The sequence below is a fragment of the Microbacterium proteolyticum genome, assembly GCF_014192415.1.
Taxonomy (GTDB): domain Bacteria; phylum Actinomycetota; class Actinomycetes; order Actinomycetales; family Microbacteriaceae; genus Microbacterium; species Microbacterium proteolyticum.
In genome coordinates this window covers 124,212-150,762 of the sequence record NZ_JACHXY010000002.1, presented here as the reverse complement: position 1 = coordinate 150,762, position 26,551 = coordinate 124,212, and the positions used below count along the sequence as shown (strand labels likewise).

Genomic DNA, 26,551 nt, shown 5'->3' with positions numbered 1-26,551 from the left:
GTTGATATGGCTTCCAGCCTGCGTTCCGACACCGTCGGAGGCTCATTCCCGGCCCGACAGGGAATGTACGACCCGTCGTTCGAGAAAGACGCCTGTGGCCTCGCCATGGTCGCCACTCTCCGCGGCGAAGCCGGTCACGACATCATCGACCTGGCGCTGACGGCGCTGCGCAATCTCGAGCACCGCGGCGCCATCGGCTCCGACGCGGGCACCGGCGACGGTGCAGGAATCCTGACGCAGATGCCCGACGCGTTCCTGCGTGCCGTCGTCGACTTCGATCTGCCCCCGGTGGGGGAGTACGCCGCGGGCATGGTGTTCCTCCCGCTCGGCCACGACGAGCGAACCGCCATGAAGACCGGCATCGAGGAGATCGCGCGCCACGAGAACCTCGAGGTCCTCGGCTGGCGCGAGGTCCCCGTCGAGCACGAGAACCTCGGCAAGCTCGCCTACGAGGCGCGACCCGCCTTCGAGCAACTGTTCGTCGCGCGCCCGGCCGAGGGCGATCAGCCGGCGCTGTCGGGCATCGCCCTCGACCGCCGCGTGTACCGCCTGCGCAAGCGCGCGCGTCACGAGATCGACGCGTACTTCGTGTCGTTGTCGAGCCGCACGCTCGGCTACAAGGGCATGGTCACGACCCTCCAGCTCGAGCCGTTCTACCCCGACCTCTCGGATGAGCGTTTCGCCTCCGAGCTCGCCGTGGTGCACTCGCGCTACTCGACCAACACGTTCCCGTCGTGGCCCCTCGCCCAGCCGCTGCGCATGCTCGCGCACAACGGCGAGATCAACACCGTCAAGGGCAACCGCAACTGGATGCGCGCCCGCCAGTCGCAGCTGGAGTCCCAGTTGATCGGTGACGTGCGTCCACTGCTCCCCATCTGCACCGAGGGCGCAAGCGACTCGGCATCCTTCGACGAGGTGCTCGAACTCCTCACCCTCACCGGTCGGAGCCTCCCGCACGCGATCATGATGATGGTCCCCGAGGCATACGAGAAGCAGGCGACGATAGACCCCGCCCTGCGCGCCTTCTACGACTACCACTCCATGCAGATGGAGCCATGGGACGGCCCCGCCGCCCTCATCTTCACCGACGGCACGCTGGTCGGCGCCACCCTCGACCGCAACGGCCTGCGCCCCGGGCGCTGGACCGAGACCACCGACGGTCTCATCGTCATCGGTTCCGAGACCGGCGTGCTCGACTTCGCGCCCGAGCGCATCAAGCGCCGCGGTCGTCTGCAGCCGGGCCGCATGTTCCTCGTCGACACGGCCCAGCGCCGCGTCGTCGAAGACGACGAGATCAAGGCCGACCTAGCCGCTCTGCAGCCGTGGGGCGAATGGGTCGACAAGGGTCGCGTGAAGCTGAGCGAGCTGCCCGAGCGCGAGCACATCGTGCACCCCATCGCCTCGATCACCCGCCGCCAGCGGACCTTCGGCTACACCGAAGAAGAGGTGCGCATCCTGCTCACCCCCATGGGTCAGGGCGGCGCCGAGCCGCTCGGCGCCATGGGCAGCGACGCGCCCGTCGCCGTGCTGAGCGACCGCCCCCGCCTCTTGTTCGACTACTTCTCGCAGCAGTTCGCGCAGGTCACCAACCCGCCGCTGGACTCCATCCGCGAAGAGGTCGTCACCTCGCTCTCGCTGGGCCTCGGGCCCGAGCGCAACCTCCTCGACTGGGGACCCGACCACACCCGCACGGTGACGCTCGACTTCCCCGTGATCGACAACGACGAGCTCGCGAAGATCCAGCACATCGACACCGCGCTCCCGGGCCGGTCGTCGGTGACCGTCCGCGGCCTGTACCGGGTCGAGGCCGGTCACAAGGGGCTGCAGAAGCGCCTCGTGCAGATGTGCTCCGAGGTCGATGCGGCCATCGAAGACGGGGCCGAGTTCATCGTGCTCAGCGACCGCGACTCCAACAAGGACTTGGCGCCGATCCCGTCGCTGCTGATGCTCGCGGCTGTGCACCACCACCTCATCCGCAAAGAGACCCGCATGAAGGTCGGCCTCGTGGTCGAGGCGGGCGACGTGCGCGAAGTGCACCACGTCGCCACCCTCATCGGGTACGGCGCCTCGGCGGTCAACCCGTACCTCGCGATGGAAACCGTCGAGTACCTCGTACGCGCCGGCTTCATCAGCAACATCACGCCCGAGAAGGCCGTCAAGAACCTGATCTACGCGCTCGGCAAGGGCGTGCTGAAGATCATGTCGAAGATGGGGATCTCGACGGTCTCGTCGTACGCCGGCGCCCAGGTGTTCGAGGCCGTGGGTCTGTCGCGCGACTTCGTCGAGGCCTACTTCACCGGCACCGAATCCAAGCTCGGCGGTGTCGGACTCGACATCATCGCCGCCGAGAACGCCGCGCGGCACGCGTACGCCTACCCGCAGGATGCCGCGGCGCGGGCGCATGAACGCCTGTGGACCGGTGGCGAGTACCAGTGGCGCCGCGACGGCGCCCCCCACCTGTTCAACCCCGACACGGTGTTCCGGCTGCAGCACGCCACGCGCGAGCGCCGATACGACATCTTCCGCGAGTACACGCAGCTCATCGACGACCAGGCGCACGAGCTGAAGACGCTGCGCGGCCTGTTCGGCTTGCGCACGGGCACCCGCCCCGCCGTGCCGCTCGACGAGGTCGAGCCGGTCTCGGCCATCGTCAAGCGCTTCTCCACCGGTGCCATGAGCTACGGCTCGATCTCGAAAGAGGCGCACGAGGTGCTCGCGGTGGCGATGAACCAGATCGGCGGCAAGAGCAACACCGGTGAGGGCGGAGAAGACGTCGACCGTCTGCTCGACCCGACCCGCCGTAGCGCCATCAAGCAGGTGGCATCCGGTCGCTTCGGGGTGACGAGCCTGTACCTCACCGAGGCCGACGACATCCAGATCAAACTCGCCCAGGGCGCCAAGCCCGGCGAGGGCGGTCAGCTGCCCCCGACCAAGGTGTACCCGTGGGTGGCGCGCACGCGTCACGCGACGGCGGGAGTCGGTCTCATCTCGCCGCCGCCGCACCACGACATCTACTCGATCGAAGACCTCAAGCAGCTCATCTTCGACCTCAAGCGCGCCAACCCCTCGGCCCGCATCCACACCAAGCTGGTGAGCCAGTCGGGTATCGGTGCGGTCGCCGCCGGTGTCGCCAAGGCGCTGAGTGACGTCATCCTGGTCTCCGGTCAGGACGGCGGCACGGGTGCGAGCCCGATGAACTCGCTCAAGCACGCGGGCACCCCGTGGGAGCTGGGCCTCGCCGAGACGCAGCAGACGCTCATGCTCAACGGCATGCGCGACCGCGTGGTCGTGCAGGTCGACGGTCAGATGAAGACCGGTCGCGACGTGATCATCGGCGCGCTGCTCGGCGCCGAGGAGTTCGGCTTCGCCACCGCCCCGCTGGTGGTGTCGGGCTGCATCATGATGCGCGTCTGCCACCTCGACACGTGCCCCGTGGGCGTCGCGACGCAGAACCCCGTGCTGCGCCAGCGCTTCACCGGCAAGGCCGAGTACATCGTGAACTTCATGGAGTTCATCGCGCAGGAGGTGCGCGAGTACCTCGCCGCCCTCGGCTACCGCACCATCGACGAGATCGTCGGCCACGCCGAGCTGCTCGACGCCAACGAGGCGATCCAGCACTGGAAGGCGCGCGGGCTCAACCTCGCGCCGATCCTCGAAGGACCCCGCTTCGCCGACGACGAGCCGCGCCGCCATGGCCGCAGCCAGAACCACGAGCTCGAGGACCACTTCGACGTGCAGCTCATCGAGCGCGCGCAGGACGTCATCGCGCACGGCGGTCAACTCACGATCGACCTGCCGATCCGCAACACCGCGCGCGCGGTCGGAACCATGCTCGGCCACCACGTCACCAAGGCACGGGGCGAGCACGGGCTGCCCGAGAACTCGATCGACGTGCGTCTGACGGGTTCCGCCGGACAATCGTTCGGTGCGTTCATGCCCGCGGGCATCACGCTGCGCCTCGAGGGCGACTCGAACGACTACGTCGGCAAGGGCCTGTCGGGCGGCACGATCGTGGTGCGCCCGCCGCGCGGGTCGTCGTTCGCGGCATCCGAGAACGTCATCGCCGGAAACGTCATCGGCTACGGCGCCACGCAGGGGCAGATGTTCCTCAACGGCGTCGTGGGCGAGCGCTTCCTCGTGCGCAACTCGGGTGCCACGGCGGTCGTCGAGGGCGTGGGCGACCACGCGCTCGAGTACATGACCGGTGGTCTCGCCGTCATCCTGGGCGCCACGGGTCGCAACCTCGGCGCCGGCATGTCGGGTGGCCAGGCCTACGTCTACAAGCTCGACCGTGACCTTGTGAACCGCGATGCCATGGCATCCGGTGAGCTCGAACTCGGCGCCCTCGGATCGGGGGATGCAGAGATCCTCCGCGACCTGCTCGCAAAACACGTCGCGGAGACCGATTCCACCCTCGCCCGTCGTCTGCTCGACGACTTCGAGACCGAGGTGGACAACTTCGTCCGGGTGCTGCCACGCGACTACGCCGCGGTACTGCAGACCCGCCAGGAGGCGGTGTCGGAGGGACTCGATCCCGACGGCGACGTCGTCTGGAAGCGCATTCTGGAGGTGACGGGTGGCTGACCCGAAGGGCTTTCTCAAGACCACGGAGCGCGAGCTCCCGAAGCGTCGACCGGTGCCCGTGCGCATCATGGACTGGAAAGAGGTGTACGAGCCGGGAGATTCGGCCGTCATCCGCCGTCAGGCCGGTCGATGCATGGACTGCGGCATCCCGTTCTGCCACAAGGGGTGTCCGCTCGGCAACCTCATCCCGGAGTGGAACGACCTGACCTGGCGAGGCGAGGGCCGCGCCGCGATCGAGCGTCTGCACGCGACGAACAACTTCCCCGAGTTCACCGGTCGCCTGTGCCCTGCCCCGTGCGAGAGTTCGTGCGTACTCGGCATCAACCAGCCGGCCGTGACGATCAAGCAGGTCGAGGTCTCGATCATCGACGAGGCGTTCGCCAACGGCTGGGTGGAGCCCGAGCCGCCGGAGCGCCTGACCGGCAAGACCGTCGCCGTCGTGGGCTCCGGCCCCGCCGGTCTCGCGGCCGCCCAGCAGCTCACGCGCGCCGGCCACACGGTGGCGGTGTTCGAGCGCGACGACCGCATCGGCGGGCTGATGCGCTACGGCATCCCGGACTTCAAGATGGAGAAGCGCCACCTCGAGCTGCGCCTGCGCCAGATGCAGGCGGAGGGCACGCGTTTCCGCGCGGGTGTCGAGATCGGCAAAGACATCTCCTGGAGCGACCTGCGGGCGCGCTACGACGCCGTCGTGGTGGCCACCGGCGCCACCGTGCCGCGCGACCTCGCCATCCCGGGCCGCGACCTCGACGGCGTGCACTACGCCATGGAGTACCTCATCGAGGGCAACAAGGCGGTCGCGGGCGATCAGGTCCCCCAGCAGATCTCGGCCGAGGGCAAGCACGTCGTCGTCATCGGCGGCGGCGACACCGGAGCCGACTGCATCGGTACGGCGCACCGCCAGGGCGCCCTGAGTGTGACGAACCTCGCGATCGGCAAGCAGCCGCCGTCCGAGCGTCCTTCCGAGCAGCCCTGGCCGATGATGCCGAACCTGTTCGAGATGGCCTCGGCCCACGAAGAGGGCGGGGAGCGTTCGTTCCTCGCCTCCACCGTGGAGTTCCTCGGCAATGCCGCGGGCGAAGTTCGCGCCCTGCGCGTCGCCGAGACCGAGTACCTCGACGGCCGCCGCGTACCCAAGAGCGGCACCGAGCGCGAGATCCCGGCCGACCTGGTGCTCATCGCGATGGGCTTCACCGGGCCCGAGCGCGAGCACCTCGAAGATCAGCTCGGCACGCAGTTCACCGGGCGTGGCAACGTCGAACGCGATGCCACCTACGCCACGACCACGCCGGGCGTGTTCGTCGCCGGCGACGCCGGCCGCGGACAGTCCCTCATCGTGTGGGCCATCGCCGAGGGCCGTGCGGCCGCCGCCGAGGTCGACACGTTCCTCATGGGCGAGACGGTGCTGCCCGCACCGGTGCGCCCCACCGATGTCGCCATCGGCCTCCTGCCCGCCTAAGCTGGCAAGGGCCGATCGGCCACTTCCCGAAAATCCTCACGGAGCTTGAAAACGGATGAGACGCGCCAAGATCGTCGCAACACTCGGGCCCGCCACGTCGTCGTATGAGATGGTTCGCGCCATCATCGACGCCGGGGTGGACGTCGCCCGCCTCAACCTGAGCCACGGAGATTACTCCGTGCACGACGCCAACTTCGCCAATGTGCGCAAGGCCGCAGAGGACGCCGGCCGCCCGGTCGCCGCCCTCGTCGACCTGCAGGGTCCCAAGATCCGTCTCGGCAAGTTCGAGAACGGTCCCCACGACCTGCTGCCCGGTGACATCTTCAAGATCACCATCGAAGACATCCTCGGCACGAAAGAGATCGTCGGCACCACGTTCAAGGGCCTGCCCCACGACGTCAAGCCCGGCGACTTCCTGCTGATCGACGACGGCAAGGTGCGCGTGCGCGTCGTCGAGACCGACGGCACCGTCGTGACCACCGAGGTCGTCGTCGGCGGCCCCGTGTCGAACAACAAGGGCATCAACCTGCCCGGCGTCGCCGTGAACGTCCCCGCACTGAGCGAGAAGGACGAAGCCGATCTCCGCTGGGGTCTGAAGGCCGGCGCCGACCTCATCGCGCTGTCGTTCGTGCGCGACGCCTCCGACATCGTGCGCGTGCACGAGATCATGGCCGAAGAGGGACGCTACGTGCCCGTCATCGCCAAGATCGAGAAGCCGCAGGCGGTCGACAACCTCGAAGAGATCATCGACGCGTTCGACGCCATCATGGTGGCCCGCGGCGACCTGGGCGTCGAGCTGCCGCTCGAGGCCGTGCCGATCGTGCAGAAGCGCGCCGTCGAGCTGGCTCGCCGTATGGCGAAGCCCGTCATCGTCGCGACGCAGATGCTCGAGTCGATGATCAACAATCCCGTGCCCACGCGCGCCGAGACCTCCGACGTCGCCAACGCCGTGCTCGACGGCGCGGACGCGGTCATGCTCTCGGGCGAGACCAGCGTCGGCGACTTCCCGGTGGTGGTCGTCGAGACGATGGCCCGCATCGTGGAGTCCACCGAAGAGCACGGTCTCGAGCGCATCGCGCCCCTGACGAACAAGCCCCGCACCCAGGGCGGCGCCATCACGCTCGCCGCGGTCGAGGTCGCCGACTTCGTCGAGGCGAAGTACCTGTGCGTCTTCACCGAGTCGGGTGACTCGGCCCGCCGCATGTCGCGCCTGCGTTCGACCATCCCCATGATCGCGTTCACGCCCGAGCCCGGCATCCGCCGTCGCCTCGCGCTGACGTGGGGCGTGCGCTCGACGCTGGTGGAGCACGTGTCGCACACCGACAAGATGTTCCTGCAGGTCGACGACTACCTGCTCTCGCACGACCTGGCCAAGGTCGGCGACAAGGTCGTCGTCATCTCGGGTTCTCCTCCCGGAATCGCCGGTTCGACGAACGACCTGCGTGTACACCGCGTGGGCGACGCCGTTCACGGCGCAGCTCCCGGGTACCAGGAAGTCTGAGCCCAGACGACGCGCGCCGGTGCATCCGGCGCGCGTCGTCGCGCTCCCGCCCGCTAGGTTGGGAGCGCGACACTTGCCGGTGTGGCGGAATGGCAGACGCGGGGCACTCAAAATGCTCTGTCGAAAGACGTGTGGGTTCGAGTCCCACCACCGGTACCCGTACAGCATCCCGTGCGATCCAGGGCTTGGCGCCCTTCCAGACTTAGGATGGTTCCGTGACTGATCAAGAAGCCGTTACCGGCAGCGCCCCCGCGGCTCCCCGTCGCGTCGTCGTGGCGGAAGACGAGTCGCTCATCCGCCTCGACATCGTCGAGATCCTCCGCGACAACGGCTACGACGTCGTCGGGGAAGCCGGAGACGGCGAGACCGCCGTTCAGCTGGCGACCGAGCTGCGTCCCGACCTCGTCATCATGGACGTCAAGATGCCGCAGCTCGACGGCATCAGCGCCGCCGAGAAGCTCAGCAAGAACCACATCGCCCCCGTCGTGCTGCTGACGGCTTTCAGCCAGAAGGAGCTGGTCGAGCGCGCGAGCGAGGCCGGTGCCCTGGCCTACGTCGTCAAGCCCTTCACGCCCAACGACCTGCTGCCGGCGATCGAGATCGCCCTGGCTCGCTACGAGCAGATCATCACGCTCGAGGCCGAAGTCGCCGACATGGTCGAGCGCTTCGAGACCCGCAAGCTCGTCGATCGCGCGAAGGGGCTGCTCAACGAGAAGATGGGCCTCAGCGAGCCCGAGGCGTTCCGCTGGATCCAGAAGGCCTCGATGGACCGCCGCCTCACCATGCAGGACGTCGCGAAGGCCATCATCGAGCAGCTGGCCCCCAAGAAGGCCTGACGAAACGACCTGACGAGACGATTCGCTGAATGGATGCCACTGCGGTGGCATCCATTTCGCGTTTCCGGGAGGGTGGCCGAACCCGCCGAGGTGTCCGTCAGCGCTGCGGGGCGTCCTTGATCATGTTCGTGATGCGCACGGTTGAGCAGCGGCGGCCCTGCTCGTCGGTCACCGCGATCTCGTGCACCGTCAGAGAGCGGCCGAGGTGGATCGGCGTGCAGACGCCGGTCACGACACCCGACGTCGCGGAACGCGTGTGCGTGGCGTTGATGTCGATGCCGACGGCCAGGCGTCCGGCACCGGCGTGCAGGTTCGCCGCCATCGACCCGAGTGATTCACCCAGCACCACGTAGGCGCCGCCGTGCAGCAGGCCGACCGGCTGGGTGTTGCCCTCGACCGGCATGGTCGCGACGCACCGCTCGACGGTGAACTCGACCCACTCGATGCCCATCTTCTCGGCGAGAGCGCCCATTCCGCGCTGCTGGGCCCAGTCGAGGCCGGAGGTGGTGTCGCCTGAGGTCGACGTCATCATCGCCTTCCTGTCGTCGCCCTGTTCGGGCGGGGCCGGGGGAGTGTCCGTGGTTCTCGTTACGCTGGAGGGGTGACGGATGCCGAAAAGCCTACTCTCCTCGTCGTCGACGGCCATTCGCTGGCGTACCGGGCGTTCTACGCCCTGCCGGTCGACAACTTCTCGACGAAGGACGGCCAGCACACCAACGGCATCTACGGCTTCCTGTCGATGTTCGTGAACCTCGTCAAGGCCGAGAAGCCGACGCACCTGGCGGTTGCGTTCGACACGTCGCGGCAGTCGTTCCGCACCCGCGAGTACGCCGAATACAAGGCCAACCGCAGCGAGTCGCCCGCCGAGTTCAAGGGACAGATCCCGCTGCTGCAGGACTGCCTCGAGGCCATGGGCGTGCCGGTGCTCAAGAAAGAAGACTTCGAGGCCGACGACATCCTCGCCACCCTCGCCACCCAGGGCGAAGAGCAGGGCTTCACGGTACTCGTGTGCTCTGGCGACCGCGACACGATCCAGCTCGTGACCGAGGACATCACGCTGCTCTACCCCAACGTGCAGGGCGTGTCGCAGCTCAAGCGCTACGACACCGACGCCGTGGTCGAGAAGTACGGACTCCCGCCTGCCCAGTACCCCGAGATCGCCGCGCTCGTCGGAGAGACCAGCGACAATCTGCCCGGCGTGCCGAAGGTCGGGGAGAAGACCGCGGTGAAGTGGCTCACACAGTGGGGGTCGCTGGAGGCACTGCTCGACAACGCCGACAAGATCACGGGCGTGGTCGGCAACAACCTGCGCGAGCACCTCGACGGCGTTCGACGCAATCGCACGCTGAACCGCCTGCTGCGCGATGTCGAGCTTCCCGTCGGACCCGGAGACCTGGCCGTGAAGCCGCTCGACGCGCAGGCCGTGCGCGACATCTTCGCGCGCCTGGAGTTCCGCACGTTGCTGCCGCGGGTATTCGACGCGTTCGGCGCTGACGCGGGCGATTCCGAGGAGGTACGACCGACCGCCACCGCCCCCACTCCGTCACGCCTCGACGCCGACGCCCTCGCCGCATGGGTGGCCTCCGCAGAGGGCACGGTCGGGGTCACCGTGACCCTTGCAGGCGGCACCCCCGCGCAGATCGGGCTCGCCTCGTCGTCGGCCGCGGTCGAGGCAGACTGGACTCCGGCGGTGCGCGACGCGCTGGCCGGGTGGCTGGCATCCGATGCCCCGAAGGTGTTCGCCGACGCCAAGCCGCAGGTCAAAGCGCTCGCCCGCGAGGGCGTGGGAGTCGGCGGGGTCGCGTTCGACGTGATCCTCGCGGGGTGGCTCGTGCGCCCGAGCTTCCCCGACAAGACGCTCGCCGACCTGGTCGAGCGCGCCCTCGATGAGAAGCTTCCCGTCGCCGATCCGACGCAACTCGTGCCCGAGACCGAGGGCGCCACCCCCGGCCAGCTGTCGTGGTTCACGCGGCGCGTGGCAGAGGTGCAGCGCACCGAGATGCCGGAGCGGGTCGCCGAGGTGCTCGACGACATCGAGATGCCCACGCTCACCGCGCTGGCCGACATGGAGCTCGCCGGCGTCGCCGTGTCGCACGAGAAGCTCGCCGGTTTCTCGTCGGAGCTCGGCGCCCGCGCCGACGCGCTGGCCCGCGACGCGTACGCCGCGATCGGACACGAGGTCAACCTCGGTTCGCCCAAGCAGCTGCAAGAGGTGCTGTTCGACGAACTCCAGCTTCCGAAGACCCGCAAGACCAAGAGCGGATACACCACGGATGCCGCCGCCCTCGCCGACCTGCAAGAGAGCGCCGACCACCCCTTCCTCGACCTGCTGCTGCGCCACCGCGAAGCGACCAAGCTGAAGCAGATCATCGATGCGCTCGACACCGCGACGGGCGCTGACGGGCGCATCCACACCACGTACGTGCAGACCGGGAGCCAGACCGGACGACTGTCGAGCACCGACCCGAACCTGCAGAACATCCCCATCCGCACCGAGGAGAGCCGTCGCATCCGCGCGGCCTTCGAGGTCGGCGAGGGCTACGAGACCCTGCTGACCGCCGACTACTCGCAGATCGAGATGCGCATCATGGCGCACCTGTCGGGCGACCCCGGGCTCATCGAGGCGTTCAACTCGGGTGAAGACCTGCACCGGTTCGTCGGCGCGCGCGTCTTCGGCGTCGAGCCGGCCGACGTCACCCCGGCGATGCGCACGAAGGTCAAGGCGATGTCGTACGGCCTCGTGTACGGTCTGTCGGCGTTCGGGCTGTCGAAGCAGCTGCGCATCGAGCAGTCCGAGGCGAAGAAGCTCATGCTCGAGTACTTCGCCCGCTTCGGTGCGGTGCGCGACTACCTGCGCGGCTCGGTCGAGCAGGCCCGCCAAGACGGCTACACCGAGACGATCTTCGGCCGCCGCCGCCCGTTCCCCGACCTCACGAGCATGAACCGCGTGCTGCGCGAGAACGCCGAGCGCGCAGCGCTCAACGCCCCCATCCAGGGCAGCGCCGCCGACATCATGAAGGTCGCGCTGTTCCGCATCCGCGATGACCTGGCATCCGCTCAGCTGCGTTCGCGCGTGCTGCTGCAGATCCACGACGAACTCGTCGTCGAGGTGGCGGCGGGGGAGTGGGATGCCGTCGAGCAGATCGTCCGCGCGCGCATGGCGGACGCCGCCGAGCTGACGGTACCGCTCGACGTGCAGATCGGCCGCGGCGGCGACTGGGACGAAGCGGGGCACTGAGCATCACCTCGGTCGCCGGCGATACGGCATCGCCCCCGTCGAGCGAACCGGGGAGGGATTCCGGGACCGGAGGACACTCCCGGACCGGAGGACGCTCGACCGGCACGGGCTCCTCCGCTCCCGGCTTCTCCTCCGCTCCCGAAACCTTCGCGGCTCACGAACACCGGCTCGCGTCGCGGTCGGCCGTCACTGCATCCATGCGACGGGGGTGTGCGCCGCCGCCGTCAGGTGCCTAGGCTCGGAGGATGACTGACGCACAACGCACGCCCACGCCGATCGACACGATCGCCGACGCATGGGTGGACACCCTGGCAGAGCGCGAGCCGACGCTGGCGACTTACATCGGTCGCTTCGAGCACAACGGCCGCTTCGGCGACTACAGCCCCGAGGGAGCCGAGGCTCTCATCGCCGAGGCGCGGTCGACCAGGGCCGCCCTGGAGGCCGCCGATGCCGTGGATTCGATCGACGCCGTCACCAAGATGGACCTGGCTCGCGAGCTCGACCTCATGGTCGAGCAGCACGAGGCGAAAACGCACCTGCGCGACCTGAACGTCATCGCCTCTCCCGCGCAGGACATCCGCGCGACCTTCGACCTCATGCCCACCGCGACGGTCGACGACTGGGCGACGATCTCCACGCGCCTCGGCGCTCTTCCCGCCGCCATCGACGGTTATGTGGCGACGCTCCGGCGGGGCATCGCCGAGGGTGTCGTCCCGGCTCGCCGTCAAGTGAGCGAGGTCGTCACACAGATCGCCCGCTACACCGCCGACACCGGGTTCTTCGCCGAGTTCGTCGGCGACGCCGCGCCCGAAGAGGGTCAGCTGCCGGCATCCCTCGCTCGCGACCTCTCGACGAACGCCAACGCCGCACGCCTCGCCTACGACTCGCTCGCGAGATTCCTCTCGTCGGAGCTGACACCCGTCGCGGGCGACACGGATGCCGTCGGGCGCGAACTCTACGCGCTGCACTCCCGCCGGTTCCTCGGCGCGGAGGTCGACCTCGACGAGACCTACGACTGGGGTGTCGAAGAACTCGCGCGCATGGTCGCCGAGCAGGAGGCGATCGCGAACGAGATCCTCCCGGGCGCCACGGTCGAGGAGGCCGTCGCGTTCCTCGAGAAGGACGAGTCGAGGAAACTCCGCGGCACGCAGGCGTTGCAGGAATGGATGCAGCGCACGAGCGACAGGGCGGTCGAAGAGCTCGGCCGCACGCACTTCGACATCGCCGAGCCCATCCGCGAGCTGGAGTGCATGATCGCCCCGACCAACGAGGGCGGGATCTACTACACCGGACCGACCGACGACTTCTCCCGTCCGGGTCGCATGTGGTGGTCGGTGCCCGAGGGCGTCGACACCTTCGACACCTGGCGCGAGCTCACCACCGTCTACCACGAGGGCGTACCGGGGCACCATCTGCAGATCGCGCAGGCGGTCTACAACCGTGCCCAGCTGAACTCCTGGCGTCGCCTGCTCGCCGGCACCAGCGGGCACGCCGAGGGGTGGGCGTTGTACGCCGAGCGCCTCATGGAACAGCTCGGGTACCTCGACGACCCCGCCGACCGCCTCGGCATGCTCGACGGACAGCGCATGCGCGCGGCGCGCGTGGTGCTCGACATCGGCGTGCACCTGCAGAAGCCCCGTCTCGACGGCACCGGCACGTGGGACCACGACTACGCGCTGGCATTCATGTTGAAGAACGTGAACATGAGCGAGGAGTTCGTGCGGTTCGAGGTGAACCGCTATCTCGGCTGGCCCGGGCAGGCCCCCTCGTACAAGGTGGGCCAGCGCATCTGGGAGCAGGTGCGCGACGAGGAGCAGGAGCGCCGCGGCGCGGACTTCTCGATGAAGCAGTTCCACACGCGGGCCCTCGACATCGGCGGCGTCGGTCTCGACACGCTGCGTGCGGCCCTGGCATCCGGCTGATCTCCCCGAGGGGCGTCGCTGCGGTGGCGCCCCTCGGCGATGCGGGGGAATACCCGGTCGTCGCGTAAAGTTCATTCATCCGAATGCAAGGAGACCCCATGGACGACCGTCCCCTCGAGCTCGGACTCGACACCTTCGGAGACATCTCGCGCGGCTCGGACGGGTCGCTGCAATCGGACGCGCAGACGATCCGCAACGTCGTGGAACAGGCGGTGCTCGCCGATCAGGTGGGTCTGTCGTTCTTCGGGGTGGGGGAGCACCACCGCAAGGACTTCGCCGTCACGAGCCCCGAGATCGTGCTGGCCGCCGCGGCCGCCCGCACGAGCGACATCCATCTCGGCACCGCGGTGACGGTGCTCTCGAGCGATGACCCCGTGCGAGTGTACGAACGCTTCGCGACACTGGATGCCGTCTCGAACGGCCGAGCCGAGGTGATCCTCGGGCGCGGGTCGTTCATCGAGTCGTTCCCGCTGTTCGGCTACGACCTCGCCGACTACGAGCAGCTGTTCGAGGAGAAGCTCGAACTCTTCTCGCTGCTGCGCGACGAGAAGCCCGTCACCTGGTCGGGTCGCACGCGCGCCGGATTGCAGGATGCCGACGTGTACCCCAAGACCGAGAGCGGACTGACGGCATGGGTCGGTGTCGGTGGTTCCCCGGAGTCCGTCGTGCGCGCCGCGCGCTACGGGTACGGCCTCGTGCTCGCCATCATCGGCGGGTCGTCGGCACGGTTCCGTCCCTACGCCGACCTCTACCGTCGTTCGCTGCAGGAACTCGGCAGGCCGCAGCTGCCCATTTCGGTGCACTCTCCCGGCCATATCGCAGAGACCGACCAGCAGGCGTGGGAAGAGGCCTACGAGGGCGTGGCGGAGCTGAACACCACGATTGGTCGCGAGCGCGGCTGGCCCGCGTACAACCGCCTGCGCTTCCAGCAGGACGTCGGCCCCGACGGGGCCATGTACATCGGTTCACCCGAGACCGTCGCCCGCAAGATCGTCGCGACCGTTCAGGCACTGGGCAATGCCCGCTTCCAGATGAAGTTCGCCAGCGGCTCCATCTCGCACGACCGCCTCATGACGAGCATCGAGCTCTACGGCACGCGGGTAATGCCGCTCGTGCACGAGATGCTCGCCGACAGCGACGCGCGCGTCACGACCGACGTCTCCGGCATCCGGTGACCATCGGCACCGACACCGTCCGGGTGTCCGAACGTCTCGATGCACTGCCGTTCACGCGGCGGCACGGGCGGATCCTCGGCGGGTCGGGTCTGGGCTGGGCACTGGATGCCATGGACGTCGGGCTCATCTCGTTCGTCATCGCCGCCCTCAGCGTGCAGTGGCGGCTCGCGCCGACCGAGGCGTCGTGGATCGCGTCGGCGGGGTTCGCCGGCATGGCGATCGGCGCGAGCGTCGGAGGGCTGCTCGCCGACCGTTTCGGTCGGCGCCACGTCTTCGCGCTCACCCTGCTCGTCTACGGTCTCGCGACGGGCGCGAGCGCGCTGGTCGGGGGCCTCGCCGCCCTGCTGGTCCTGCGCTTCGTGGTGGGGCTCGGCCTCGGCGCGGAGCTGCCCGTCGCCTCGACGTATGTGAGCGAGTTCGCCCCGGCGCGCATGCGCGGGCGGCTCATCGTGTTCCTCGAGGCGTTCTGGGCCGTGGGGTGGACCGCCGCGGCGCTGATCGGCTACCTCGTCGTGCCGTCGTCGGCCGACGGCTGGCGCTGGGCATTCGCGATCGGGGCGATCCCGGCGGTGTACGCGCTGATCGTGCGCTGGGGCCTCCCCGAATCGCCTCGTTGGCTCGCCTCGCGCGGACGCAACGCGGAGGCGATCGTCATCGTGCGCGACCTGGAGGCCGCGGCCGGTCGCGTGGCCCTCGAAGCGTCGACGGAGGGTGTCGCGGCATCCGCTCCGGCCGCCCGCCCGAAGGTGAGCGCCCTGTGGGCACCGGCGCTCCGCCCCCGCACGGCGAGTCTGTGGGTGTTGTGGTTCTGCGTGAACTTCTCGTACTACGGCGCGTTCATCTGGATACCGACGATCCTCGTCGCCCAGGGTTACGACCTCGTGCGCTCCTTCGGCTTCACGCTCATCATCACGCTCGCGCAACTGCCGGGCTACGCGGTCGCGGCGTGGCTCATCGAAGCGTGGGGCCGGCGCGCGACACTGGCGACGTTCCTCGCCGGCTCGGCGGTGGCGGCGGTGCTCTTCGGGACCGCATCGGGCGAGTTCTCCGTGATCGCGACCGGCATGATGCTGTCGTTCTTCAACCTCGGCGCGTGGGGTGCCCTGTACGCGGCGACGCCGGAGACCTACCCCACGGCGCTGCGCGCGACCGGGGCCGGCTGGGCCGCCGGGGTGGGGCGCATCGCGTCGATCATCGCGCCTCTCGCGGTGCCACCCCTGCTGGGCCTCGGCGGGGCGCAGCTGCTGTTCGTCGTGTTCGCGGCGTTCTTCGCCGTCGCGGTGGTCGCGGCGCTGTTCCTGCGGGAGCAGCGCGGGCGCGCACTGGCGTGACGGTCGCGACCGCGACCGCGGTCCCGACGGTCGCGTCTCGCCGCTCCGTTGAGTGTCCAAGACACGCCGCATCGTCGCGGCACGCGCGGCGTGTCCTGGACACTCAACCGAGGGGAGCAGGCACCACCGAGCGTCCACAACACGCCGCGCCGACGCGGCACGCGCGGCGTGTCCTGGACACTCAACCAGGGAGTCGGCCCGCGTAGGCTCGGGGCATGGCATTCGTGCGGTACGTCGCGATCGGCGACTCGTTCACCGAAGGGGTCGGCGACGAACTGCCCGACGGCACCGTGCGGGGGTGGGCCGACCTGGCTGCCCAGGGATGGGCGGATGCCGTGGGCGAGCCGATCCACTACGCCAACCTCGCGATCCGCGGCAAGCTCATCGAGCCGATCGTCGAGCAGCAGCTCGAACCCGCGCTGGCGCTGAAACCGACGCACCTGTCGTTCAACGGCGGGGGCAACGACATGCTGCGCCCGCGCGCCGACCTGGAGCGCATCGTCGGGGTGTTCGAGCACGTGCTGCGCCGCTGCGACGAAGAGGGCGTGCAGCTCATCGTGCTGTCGGGTGCGAACCCGTCGGCCGGGCTGCCGCTGGGGCGTGTTCTGCAGACGCGAGGCGATCGGCTGTCGAGCGCGGTCGAGAAGCGACTCGCGGCGCGCGCCGACGTCATCACCGCCTACAACTGGTTCGACCGCGACCTGGCGGGCGGAGAGTTCTGGTCGGTGGACCGCCTGCACATGAACACCCGCGGACACCACCGCGTCGCCGCCCGGGTCGTCGAGGCGGTCGGGCTCACCCCGCCGCAGGGCTGGTGGCGTCTGCGCGAGATCCCCGAGATCGAGCGGCTGAAGGGCACGGCCTACTACCGTGAGCACGTCGGACCGTGGGTGCGCCGGCGCCTCGCGGGCACCTCCTCGGGCGACGGTCGCGCGGCGAAGTTCGGCGGGGAGTGGGTCGAGCTCGCGCCGAACCGCTGACGGCCCGTACGACGCACCCGCCGCATCGAGTCCGCGGCGCGGTTCACCGCCGTCACGTGCGATCCCCGACCGCTCGTGTGCTGGATGCCACGTTCGCCGCGGACCGACAACGGGGGACGACGCGCCACCGGAGTAGACCCACGGTTCTCACCGCGCTGAGTCGGCCGCCGCGACGACATCGAAGCTAAGGTGCAGAGGTGCATGACGATACCGACGTTCCTCCGCTGAGTCCGTGGGGATGGGTGCGGACGTGGCTCCGCGAAGAGCGGTTCTGGCGCGACATCGGTGCCCGGGTGCTCGCCGGGGTACTCACCGCGGCCATCGTCTACGCGGGCGCCGTGTTGCTGGGGTACCTGCACACCCCCGAGATCGGCGCGGGTCTTCTCCTCGCCCTCGGGATCTTCGCCTGCGGGAGCCTTCTCGTCGGCAGCGCGGCTCTGTTGCGTCATGCGCGGCGGCGCGCGGTTGCCGGAGAGAGCGGTGCGGGCAGCATCGTCGCCGCGGTGCTGTTGGTGTGCGCGGTCGTCGCGATCGCGATCGGCGTGGTCTCGGATCTCCTGCGCCCCTGATCGACCCCTTGCTCATCGGATGCCGGTCATCGGCGCCCGAGCCGCGACGAGTGGTCGGGCCTTCGGACGATCCGTGTGCCGACGGCGCCCATCCCCGTGGTGGCGCGGGCGGGGGAGTGAGGGCACCGCATTCGCCGGAGGCCTGCGCTCTCACGCCGCCGAGACAGGCTGAGGTCGCCGAACGTCTTCGCCGCGGCGGGTTCGAGGACCGGCTGCGGCGAGGGCGACCATCACCCCATAGCTCCCACACGGGTGCGTGCGACAACATGGCGTCATGACCCTCGCAATCGTCACCGGCACCTCCAGCGGCATCGGCCTGCACACGGCCATCGGACTCGCACTGTCGGGGGTCGAGGTGGTCGCCACCGTGCGCGACGCCTCGCGTGCCGACGCGCTGCGGTCCGCGGCATCCGAGGCGGGTGTCGAAATCGACATCCGGTCGTTGGACGTGACGGATGCCACCGCCGCGCGGGCGCTCATCGACGCAGTGGGCCCGGTCGACATCCTCGTCAACAATGCCGGGCGCGGCGCCGTCGGCACGCTCGAGCAGCTGAGCGACGCCGACCTGCAGGAGCAACTCGAGACGAACTACCTCTCGGTCGCGCGGTTGACGCGCCTCGTGCTGCCCGGCATGCGGGAGCGAGGAAGCGGACGGATCGTCACCGTCACGAGCGTCGGGGGAGCAGTGGGACAGCCGTTCGCCGACGCCTACTGCGCCGCGAAATTCGCCGTCGAGGGACTCATGCAGTCGCTCGCCCCCGTCGTCGCACCGTTCGGCATCGACGTGGCGATCGTCGAGCCCGCTGCGGTCGCGTCGTCTTTCACCGATTCGGTGCACCGTGCGGAGCCCGGCCCCTACGCCGAGCAGCAGCAGGCGTATCTCGACCGCACGGCCACGGCCTTCGCGTCGGCGCAGTCGGCGGAGGACGCCGCGAAGACGGTGGTCGAGGCCGCGACCACCTCGGCGCCGCGGTTTCGCTGGCAGACGTCGAATGCCGCAGTGCGCTTCGCGAGCCTTTCGCTCGCCGACCTCGACGGCTCCCGGGTGCTGTCGGTGACCTCGGGGTGGGTGCGGCCGGGGGAGTGAACCCGCGCCGTACGGGTCACCCGCGCCGAGTCATCCGAGTGAGCCACGCCTTCACACGCCGCGTCTGACGGTCGGTGTAGTCGTTGGAGAGGCGCAGCGCCTCGTCGGAGATGTCGGCTCCCGCCTGCATGTTCGCGATGGCGCGGAGCGCGCGTTCCTCCTGCGTCTCGCCGTCGTCGTCGGGCATGCGCCCAGCGTAACGGCCGGGGTTCGCGCGAGGGTTGGCCGGGTGCGAGGTCGAGCGCTAGCATCCGGTCATGGATGACTGGGGCGACTTCAACCTCGCGCTCGTCGGCGCGACGGCCGCCCTCGCGGGTCTCGTCATCGTCGCGGCCAGCGTCAACATCGCCGAGATCGTGAAGGCACCGGCGCTCACCGCGCGTCTCGGCACGGCCATCTCGTCCCTCGTGCTGGCGCTCGTGGTCAGTGCGCTCGGGCTCGTTCCTGACCTCGACGGCGTGGTCTACGGCGCGGTCGCGGTGCTGGCCTCCCTCATCGCGGCGACGTTCGCGGTCGATGCCGCCCGCCGCATCACGGCCGATCGCAGCCCGCTGAACCGGCTGCGCGGCCTGAAGAGCGTGCTGGGGTTTCTCGTTCCCGCCGCGTACGCCGTAGGGGGCATCCTGATGATCTCGGGGTCGGTGGCCGCCGGAACAACAGCCTTCGCGTTCGGGGCGTTGCTCTCCATCATCGTGGCCCTGATGATCTCGTGGATCGTGCTCGTCGAGGTGCTGCGGTGAGCCGAGATGCGCGTGTGACAGCGGTGGCCCTTCTTCGGGATTGAGGCGGAACGGCGGTCGCCGGCAGCGACGCGGAAGGCCCCTGGCGGTGCACGGGGCGCACCCTTTCACACTCTCGTCGCGCCGGCCACCGCGTACAGTCGGCCGGATCGCCTCGCCTAACGTCGCCGTATGACCCAGAAGATGATGCACGCGAAGCTCGTCCTCCTCGGGGGAGTAGCCACGGCCGTCCTGGTTCTCGGAGGCTGCACCGGGGGAGGAGACGCCGTTTCCGCCCCCGCCACCGCCGCACCTGCGGCATCCGTCGCGCCCAGCTCTCCGGCACCGGAGACCACACCCACCGACTCCTTGACCGGCGAGGCGGCGATGACCGTCGTCGGGGAGTATCTCAGCGCGATCCAGGCGGAGCAATACGCAGCGGCCTACGCGCTGTTGACCGACGAATCCCGCGCCCTGGTCGGTTCCGAGCAGCAGTTCGCTGAGTCGGCCGCGAACAGCATCGTCCGACCGGATGAGGCTGCCGGGTACCTCGGAGCCGACGGCACGATCGAGGCGGGACGAGGCCCGACCGAGGGCACCGTTCTGGTCACGGCCGTTCGCGACCGGATCGCGGACGGGTGGCTCGTGCGCGACACGGGCGCGGGGGTGCGCATCGACGATGCCGGCGTCCCCACCACCGGCGCCAGCCCGTACGAATGGGTGAACCCCGCGTCAGGGCCGGAGGATGCGCGCCGGTCCGTCGCCGTCGATCCGGCGTCTCCCGCCGCTCTGATCTTCCGTGACCTGGCGGCGGATGCCGGGGTGGACGGCCCCGGACTCGTCGGCTTCCCTTCTACGGTCACCGCCTACCTCGGCCTCGACGAAGTACCTGCCTCGTCGGCGGTGAGCGATATCCAAGCCCGTTGGGACATCGCATGGGTCACCTCACCGCCATCCACGGAAACGCAGCCGCTCACCGTCGCCTGGGAGGTCGAACCGGGCACCTGGCGCACCACCACAACGGCCGTCTTCATCGAGTAGAGGGCGCGAGACGAGGCGGCAGCGATTCGTTACGCCGGTACTGAACGAGTGGGAGCGATGGGGGCCCCCACAGCGGGCCGCGGTGCCCGGTGCCACTTGAGTTGTCAGCCGCGGGCCGCAGTGATCAGGGCGTTTGACGGGTGTCGAGTCAAGACTCTGTTTGCATTCAGCCAACTGAACTGTCATTTCCGTGGACTCTGACACTAGTGGGAGTGGTACAAAAGTCCGCGATGCCTGGGCTGAGATTCTGACCCGTGAGCGCCTAAAACTGCAACAAGAGACCGAGAGGCAATCTGGCCCCTTCGTTATAAGGGCACCGCGCCCGCTCCGCTCGCCAGGTAAGTCTGGATTCGCACAAGGGCGGCCTGCGCTGTGACGGGGTCAGCCGTCAGGTCAGTGAGAGCGGCTTCGAATCTGCGATCGAGCGGGTCCGCCTCGTCGGTGGGATCCGCGTACTTCAGCGCAAAGCGTCCCAGATTGCATTCAGTGACGGTCCACGTGCCCTTCTCGGTGATCGGCCTGAAGACGACTCCGCACTTCTCTATGTGATCCTCCCAACGGTCAAAGTGCGGGTGAACAACAAGGAACGAACCGGCTTGTGATGGATACTCAGCAATCTGCGGGCCGGTCAACGTCTCTTTGTCCCATTTGGCCAGATTGCAGTCAGGGCAAGCGACCGCGAGATTGCGAGGCTCGAACATGAACTCAGGACGTAACACCTTCGGCACGACATGTTCCAGATCCCAGACGCGACCGTGCTCGGTCAGCCACTGTTCGGCGCAATAGCAGCAGCGATTGTCCTGCTCGGCAATGTAGTGCTTCTTCGCCCTCGCCTTCATGGCTCCTATGCGTTCGTCAGCCCAGGGGTCAGGGGTGAGGCTACGTTCGGACACTGCCTGAGTAGCGAGCACGTCCTCCGTGGAAAGCTCGACGGGTTGCGAGATCATGCTCTGGCGCCATCGCTCGAGAATCGTGTCCGCCCGAGGTCTGCGATTACCTGCCGCATCGGACTCGAGTCTGGCAGCATGCTGTCGACGCGCTGTAGCTTCTCGAGAACCTCTGAGAATCTCGACTCAGTGGTGCGTCGGTCGGCGACGAGTCGCAGTGCCTCGATGAGAAGTTGACGGACGTAGAGATTGCCATCCTGCGCAACGCCGAAGGTACGAACGAGTACCTCGTCGGCTGACTTGCCAGGCGACACTTCCTTACGAGCGCCCTGGCTTTCCTCGATGTCAAGAGTATTCGACAGTTCGGGGTGTGCTCCGGACACGAGCGTTGCCGAATGAGTAGCAAGTACAAAATGACATTCAGCGAATGGCTCAAAAGTCTGAGCCAGGCGCGTCAGATAGTCCGCCTGCCATTCAGGATGGAGGCTAATCTCGGGCTCGTCCATCAGAATGAGGCTCTGGTCATCAATTGATGAAGCGATCCCAAGCATCGCAGTCGCGATCGCCAGTTCGCCCGAGCTTGCGTCCTCGATGTTGACGGATACGCCAGTTGATGCCCGACTCAAGCTGACTTCCTCCATCTCCAACAGGCGCGCGCGAGATAGCTGCTGAGCTTGACGAAACCTCTGGTCTTCAGACCAGCGCAAAGCGGAGAAGTCAGCCACCAGACGAGTACCCTTGCCGTCGCTCGACTGTTGGAGATTGTCAGCGGCCGCACCAAGTTGATCGATCGCCGACGGATCTTCGAAAAAGTAGTCACCGAGAATGGGCCGGTCACGAGTCCCTACAGCGCGTTCGCTCTCCAAAAATCTGCGGTAGCCGACGGAGCCTTCACCGGCACCAGCTTCCAGGAACGAACGGCCTCGCGAGGTCCATCGGTAGAGAACCTCGACCCGCGGTTCGTAGCCTAGGTAGTCAAAGACATGAGCGATTCGCAATCTCCGTCCGGTATCGAGGCCAGTGGCCTCGAAGAGGCTCTCGAGTGCGCGAAAGATGCCAGCCTTCGTCGATACCCGTCCTCGGGCATCCTTGAGCCCGAGATAGCGGTAGAGCTCACTGCGCTGTGCGGACTTGGCGAACAGGCCCTCCGGCGTTGGTAAATCAAACTTGTCGAACGCGCTTGCTGTCACCGCCACCACTGCCCGAGGCCGGGGAAGCGCATCGATCGGAATCACCTGGCCGTCTAGGAAGGCGGAAACCCTTCTCCGTTCGAGGTGTATGGCGCAGTCGTGTCCGTTCAGTGTGTACTGAACGGACACATTCACGGAGCGTCGAGGCTTGTTTCCGTCGACGGCGTCAAACGCCAAGGCGATCGCTGATAGTAGGCGCGACTTCCCGGAACCGTTTCGGCCAGTTACAAGGGTTGTCCACGACCCGGGACCGGGGGACGATGCGAACTCAACGTCGAGAATTGAGCCGTCGTCGTCGATGAGTTCCGCCCGGAGGAGCCGCATAGCTCGCGTTGTAGCCATCAGTCAGACTCCCGCATTTCGATAGTGCTCCAACGATATCTAGATTGAGCACTCGGATCCGCTGGGCGTCAGCGACTTGCCAAATGCCGGCCCGGGCGCCGCTCGCAACAGCACGCCGCGCAGGATCTCGGTGCGAGGAAGGTGGGCGAATGCCCTGGTGATAACCGGCGTGACGTGCCGGTCTCGACGGGAAGCAGGTTCCCAGCGTCGTCAGAGATCACACCGCGAACCCCCCTGAGCTCGGCTTGGCATGTCCGGAGACAGGCTCTACGGCAGCTTGCGGCATCGCGTACGTCATCCCAGCCGGGGGCCGTAGAGGCAACGTGCAGATAAGTCCCACGGCGCAGAGAAGTGGGCAGGTATGGTGCTCAATGTGACCGACGATGAATCAGCCCGAGCAGCGCTCCGCGGCCCCCGGTGGAGCATCACCGATGCCGCCGCCAACGTGCCGGACTCACCGGGCGTGTACGCCATCTACGGTAACGATCAGGCGTGGTCTCAGCTCGGTTTGGAGCGCAGAGCCGATGCCCTGCTGTACGTGGGGAAGGCGGAAGACAGCCTCGTCCGCCGCGAGCTCCGCGGACACTTCGCCGCCGCCACCCAACGTGCACGCACCGGTAGCAGCACAGTGCGCCGCTCGTTCGCCGCGCTCCTGCACGACACGCTCGGGCTTCGGGGCGTCCCGCGGAATCTGGCCAAACCCGGTTACTTTGGCAACTTCGGACTCAGCTCCGAACACGACGTCCTCCTCACTGGGTGGATGCACGAGCACCTTACGCTCGCCGTTTGGCCAGCGAGCGGTCTCACCGGGCCATTGCGCTATACGGAAAGCGCCATCATCATCCGGTGGACGCCACCCCTGAACCTCGCCGGTAACCCGCGCCCGGCGCCGGGCCTGAGCGCCGCCCGCGCACGGATGGCGGCTGAAGCCCGAGCGTGGAGCGCTGGTCAGCGGTTGGAGTCGTAGGCGACGCCTCGGCGCATCGCCGGCACCTCGTGCCAGTCGGGCTTGAGTGGGACCGGCCCGCCGAGCGCGAACCCGATCCGAGGCCGCGCGCCGCCGTTGGTCTGGTAGGTCTCGTCGGTGGTGAACGCGGATAGGACGTGCCACGCCATCAGCGGGCGGTCGTGCCGCACCGCCACGAGGAACTCCATCCGGCTGGCGGTCGCAATCGAAAGCGGCCACGCGCGGTGCGAAACCCGAGCAAGCTCGTCGGCGGTCATTCCAGCCTCGTAGGACTGGTTCACTGATACGAAGACAACGCTCATCGTCGTTCCATCCCGTCCGCCTGGATGCGGACGATTCGTGGCTCTCGCCTGATGCGTGAGCCGGGTGAAGATGACAGTACACCTCGCGGAGCTCCGTGCTGGAATGTCACCCGCAGCCATCATTGACCAACCCGACGCGGATTGTGCACTTCGGTGATCCTGCCCATCGATCTGCGTCTCAGTGCTGGAACCCATACGATCAAGACGACCCATGTCAGCTGGCGGCTTCCTTGTGCCGCCGAACCGAGGGACCGATACTCATGGCAGTAGAGATGGGACTCTGGCGGGCCGACGGCGACAAGTTGAGCCGAATCGTGCCGACGCCGATCGGACTTGAGTCCCAACTCGAGAGTTACATCGAGTCCGATCCGACCATGCTCGGAAGCACTCTGCTTGTCATCGGCCGGCAGGTTCCGACTGCACACGGCGGGTTCATTGATCTCCTGGCCCTCGATGAGACCGCTGCTGTTCATGTGATCGAGCTCAAGCGCGACAAGACACCCCGAGACGTGACCGCGCAGGCGCTGGACTACGGCTCCTGGGTGTCCGCTCTCAGCCGCGCAGAAGTCCATGCGATCTTCGAGGCTTACAGGCCCGACATCGCGTTGGAAGAGGCGTTTGCGGAACGCTTCAACGAGACGCTTCCCGACGAGGTGAACGCGACACAGGTCTTCACGATCGTGGCGGCGAGCGTTGATGCCGCAACCGAGCGAATCGTCCGCTTTCTCAACGAGGGCTTCGGTGTCCCGATCAACGTCGTCTTCTTTCGACACTTCACGGACAACGGCGCGTCCTATCTTGCGCGCACCTGGCTCGTCGAGCACGAAGGTCGGGCAATCCCGAAGACAGCCTCCGTCCGCGCTAAGACTCGTGAGACATGGAACGGCACGGATTGGTACGTCTCGTTCGGTGACAGCCCGGAGGGCCGTCACTGGTCCGATGGAAGGGAGTATGGCTTCGTATCCGGAGGCGGCGGCGAGTGGTTCTCTCGCACCCTGAAGAATCTCACGCCCGGAGCACGCGTCTTCGCATGTATCCCCAAGATTGGGTATGTCGGTGTCGGCACAGTGATCGGCGAAGCCCAGAGATTTGACGAAACCAGCGTCACAGTCGACGGCGTCGACACGCGCCTGATCGACCTTCCGCTAAGCGGAAACTACAGGCACACGGATGATCAGGACGACACGATGGCCGAATGGGCCGTACCGGTCGAGTGGACCCACACAGTGCCGCGCGAACAGGGCTTCTGGAGGACCGGTATGTTCGCCAACCAGAACACCGCCGCCAAACTGCGCCAACAGTTCACAATCGAAGAGGTCACGGGCGCATTTGGCCTCGACGACTGACACGGGAGGGAGGCGGAATCACTCCATCGGCTTCACGTGGGATTCGATGAAGGTGATCTCGTCGGCGTCCAGTCGGTACTTGGCGTAGAGCTGCGCGTCGATCTCGGGGACCGACTTCGACCAGTCGATATCGGAGTGGGCGGTGAAGTCCTGGCTGGGGACGTGCCGCCACGTGTGCGCGGCCGTGTGCTGCGTCACCTTGAGCACACCGAGCATCGCGCGAGCGAACTTTGACTTGAGGTACTTGAGCAGCGCCTCAGCCTCTGCGCTTGTCTCGAATGCACCAATCGTGAGGAAGGTACTCGTCACCGCCACTCCCGGCTCGAGCACAGTCGGGTTGTTGAGGGCGACGCCGAAAAAGTCCGTCGTAGCCCCGGTGCCGTTCGCCTCCGGGAGAGCCACCTTGTACGTGTTGAACGAAGCAGGACCGGTGATGTAGTCGCGCCGAAGCCACCGAGTGGTTCGCTTCCGGGCAGACAGTCCAAGGACTTGAACGTACTCGTACTCGTCGGCGGGCCTTTCATCGTGGAAGAGGAACGAGAGCCGCGCGAATGCACTCGCGTCTAGCTTGTACGGGTTGTCTTTCGACATGAGTGCCCGTGCCCCGGAGTTCTCCGCGTGCATCCTGTCCGTATAGCGATGCTGACGGTCGTTTGTGATGCCAAGGTCAGTTAGTGGCACGTCTCCTGCGACCTCAACCTTGCGAAGGACTGTGTGAAGCTCAGGGTGCTTCGTGAAGAAGCCGATCGGGCCCAGCTTCTGCTCTGAGTCGCGGTAGGTGACGGCGATACCACCTTTGATCGGGTCGGAGAGACCCGGGAACAAGCGATTTGAGTCCGGCTCGAAGTGTGCCACGGTGATGTGCTCATCCGCGAGCATCTTCTTGTTCCACGGCTTAGGCGTGAAACCGGCGTTGGAGAGGAAGCGCGCGGGAGTAATGAGCACGACTTTGATGCCCACTTCGTATGCGGCATCCATGAACTTGTCATAGATCGGCATGTTGTGGGTCGACTCGCCGACGGAGTCCTCCTGGTACGGCGGGTTGCCAATGACGACATCGAACTTCCTGGCCATG

The 26,551-nt window shown here is 67.5% G+C and carries 21 protein-coding genes and 1 tRNA gene; 16 read left to right on the top strand and 6 right to left on the bottom strand.

Translation table 11 applies throughout. From position 1 onward, the window contains the following. Positions 1–6 precede the first annotated feature (6 nt). The 5 genes from gltB to FHS07_RS08945 all read left to right on the top strand — a co-directional run bounded on the left by gltB (position 7) and on the right by FHS07_RS08945 (position 8,380). Positions 7–4,584, top strand: coding sequence for a glutamate synthase large subunit (gene gltB, locus FHS07_RS08965; RefSeq protein ID WP_221189368.1), 4,578 nt, complete (start codon positions 7–9; stop codon positions 4,582–4,584). Then, positions 4,577–6,043: a glutamate synthase small subunit gene (locus FHS07_RS08960; RefSeq protein WP_183419581.1), complete on the top strand. Its 1,467-nt coding sequence runs from the start codon at positions 4,577–4,579 to the stop codon at positions 6,041–6,043. Before gltB ends, FHS07_RS08960 begins: the two co-directional genes overlap by 8 nt. A 55-nt stretch (positions 6,044–6,098) precedes the next feature. Continuing rightward, positions 6,099–7,544: a pyruvate kinase gene (gene pyk / locus FHS07_RS08955; protein ID WP_183419580.1), complete on the top strand. Its 1,446-nt coding sequence runs from the start codon at positions 6,099–6,101 to the stop codon at positions 7,542–7,544. Positions 7,545–7,619: 75 nt separating this feature from the next. Beyond that, positions 7,620–7,700: transfer RNA gene (locus tag FHS07_RS08950), tRNA-Leu, on the top strand. A 59-nt stretch (positions 7,701–7,759) separates the two neighbouring features. Beyond that, positions 7,760–8,380 (top strand): ANTAR domain-containing response regulator, encoded by a 621-nt coding sequence (locus FHS07_RS08945; RefSeq protein ID WP_055954901.1) that lies wholly within the window; start codon positions 7,760–7,762, stop codon positions 8,378–8,380. Positions 8,381–8,477: 97 nt separating this feature from the next. Here FHS07_RS08945 and FHS07_RS08940 read toward each other — a convergent pair whose 3' ends face one another. Continuing rightward, positions 8,478–8,909: a hotdog fold thioesterase gene (locus FHS07_RS08940; RefSeq protein WP_183419579.1), complete on the bottom strand. Its 432-nt coding sequence runs from the start codon at positions 8,907–8,909 to the stop codon at positions 8,478–8,480. Between the two features lie 72 nt (positions 8,910–8,981). Between FHS07_RS08940 and polA the strand changes: the two genes are divergently transcribed. From polA to FHS07_RS08905, 7 genes are all read left to right on the top strand, one after another. Further along, positions 8,982–11,618, top strand: coding sequence for a DNA polymerase I (gene polA, locus FHS07_RS08935; RefSeq protein ID WP_183419578.1), 2,637 nt, complete (start codon positions 8,982–8,984; stop codon positions 11,616–11,618). A gap of 245 nt (positions 11,619–11,863) precedes the next feature. Further along, complete coding sequence (locus tag FHS07_RS08930) at positions 11,864–13,540, top strand: DUF885 domain-containing protein (RefSeq protein WP_183419577.1); 1,677 nt, start codon at positions 11,864–11,866, stop codon at positions 13,538–13,540. Between the two features lie 98 nt (positions 13,541–13,638). Continuing rightward, positions 13,639–14,715 (top strand): LLM class flavin-dependent oxidoreductase, encoded by a 1,077-nt coding sequence (locus FHS07_RS08925; RefSeq protein WP_183419576.1) that lies wholly within the window; start codon positions 13,639–13,641, stop codon positions 14,713–14,715. Beyond that, positions 14,712–16,046, top strand: a complete 1,335-nt coding sequence (locus FHS07_RS08920; RefSeq protein ID WP_183419575.1) for an MFS transporter — start codon at positions 14,712–14,714, stop codon at positions 16,044–16,046. Before FHS07_RS08925 ends, FHS07_RS08920 begins: the two co-directional genes overlap by 4 nt. 215 nt (positions 16,047–16,261) lie before the next feature. After that, positions 16,262–17,026: an SGNH/GDSL hydrolase family protein gene (locus FHS07_RS08915; protein WP_183419574.1), complete on the top strand. Its 765-nt coding sequence runs from the start codon at positions 16,262–16,264 to the stop codon at positions 17,024–17,026. Between the two features lie 197 nt (positions 17,027–17,223). Next, the gene (locus tag FHS07_RS08910; protein WP_183419573.1) at positions 17,224–17,595 is read left to right on the top strand and encodes a hypothetical protein; all 372 of its coding nucleotides are present in this window, start codon (positions 17,224–17,226) and stop codon (positions 17,593–17,595) included. A 274-nt stretch (positions 17,596–17,869) separates the two neighbouring features. After that, positions 17,870–18,682: an SDR family NAD(P)-dependent oxidoreductase gene (locus tag FHS07_RS08905; RefSeq protein WP_183419572.1), complete on the top strand. Its 813-nt coding sequence runs from the start codon at positions 17,870–17,872 to the stop codon at positions 18,680–18,682. Between the two features lie 16 nt (positions 18,683–18,698). Here the strand turns inward: FHS07_RS08905 and FHS07_RS08900 are convergent, their stop codons facing one another. Beyond that, entirely contained in the window at positions 18,699–18,869 is a 171-nt protein-coding gene (locus FHS07_RS08900) for a hypothetical protein (protein ID WP_183419571.1), read from the bottom strand. 70 nt (positions 18,870–18,939) lie between these two features. On the opposite strand from FHS07_RS08900, the gene FHS07_RS08895 reads away from it, so the two are divergent. After that, positions 18,940–19,422 (top strand): hypothetical protein, encoded by a 483-nt coding sequence (locus FHS07_RS08895; protein ID WP_183419570.1) that lies wholly within the window; start codon positions 18,940–18,942, stop codon positions 19,420–19,422. A 171-nt stretch (positions 19,423–19,593) separates the two neighbouring features. Next, complete coding sequence (locus tag FHS07_RS08890) at positions 19,594–20,442, top strand: hypothetical protein (RefSeq protein ID WP_183419569.1); 849 nt, start codon at positions 19,594–19,596, stop codon at positions 20,440–20,442. A gap of 305 nt (positions 20,443–20,747) precedes the next feature. Here the strand turns inward: FHS07_RS08890 and FHS07_RS08885 are convergent, their stop codons facing one another. Then, a complete protein-coding gene (locus tag FHS07_RS08885; RefSeq protein WP_183419568.1) occupies positions 20,748–21,389 on the bottom strand; it encodes an HNH endonuclease in 642 nt (213 codons plus the stop codon). Further along, positions 21,386–22,654 (bottom strand): AAA family ATPase, encoded by a 1,269-nt coding sequence (locus FHS07_RS08880; RefSeq protein ID WP_183419567.1) that lies wholly within the window; start codon positions 22,652–22,654, stop codon positions 21,386–21,388. Before FHS07_RS08880 ends, FHS07_RS08885 begins: the two co-directional genes overlap by 4 nt. Positions 22,655–23,222: 568 nt before the next feature. Between FHS07_RS08880 and FHS07_RS08875 the strand changes: the two genes are divergently transcribed. Next, entirely contained in the window at positions 23,223–23,828 is a 606-nt protein-coding gene (locus tag FHS07_RS08875; RefSeq protein WP_221189367.1) for a GIY-YIG nuclease family protein, read from the top strand. On the opposite strand, the gene FHS07_RS08870 is transcribed toward FHS07_RS08875, so the two are convergent. Beyond that, positions 23,810–24,085, bottom strand: coding sequence for a hypothetical protein (locus FHS07_RS08870; protein ID WP_183419565.1), 276 nt, complete (start codon positions 24,083–24,085; stop codon positions 23,810–23,812). The two genes, FHS07_RS08875 and FHS07_RS08870, sit on opposite strands and share 19 nt — an antisense overlap. 305 nt (positions 24,086–24,390) lie before the next feature. On the opposite strand from FHS07_RS08870, the gene FHS07_RS08865 reads away from it, so the two are divergent. After that, a complete protein-coding gene (locus tag FHS07_RS08865) occupies positions 24,391–25,476 on the top strand; it encodes a PDDEXK family nuclease (protein ID WP_183419564.1) in 1,086 nt (361 codons plus the stop codon). Positions 25,477–25,494: 18 nt separating this feature from the next. Here FHS07_RS08865 and FHS07_RS08860 read toward each other — a convergent pair whose 3' ends face one another. Beyond that, positions 25,495–26,550 (bottom strand): Eco57I restriction-modification methylase domain-containing protein, encoded by a 1,056-nt coding sequence (locus tag FHS07_RS08860; RefSeq protein WP_183419563.1) that lies wholly within the window; start codon positions 26,548–26,550, stop codon positions 25,495–25,497. Position 26,551 lies beyond the last annotated feature (1 nt).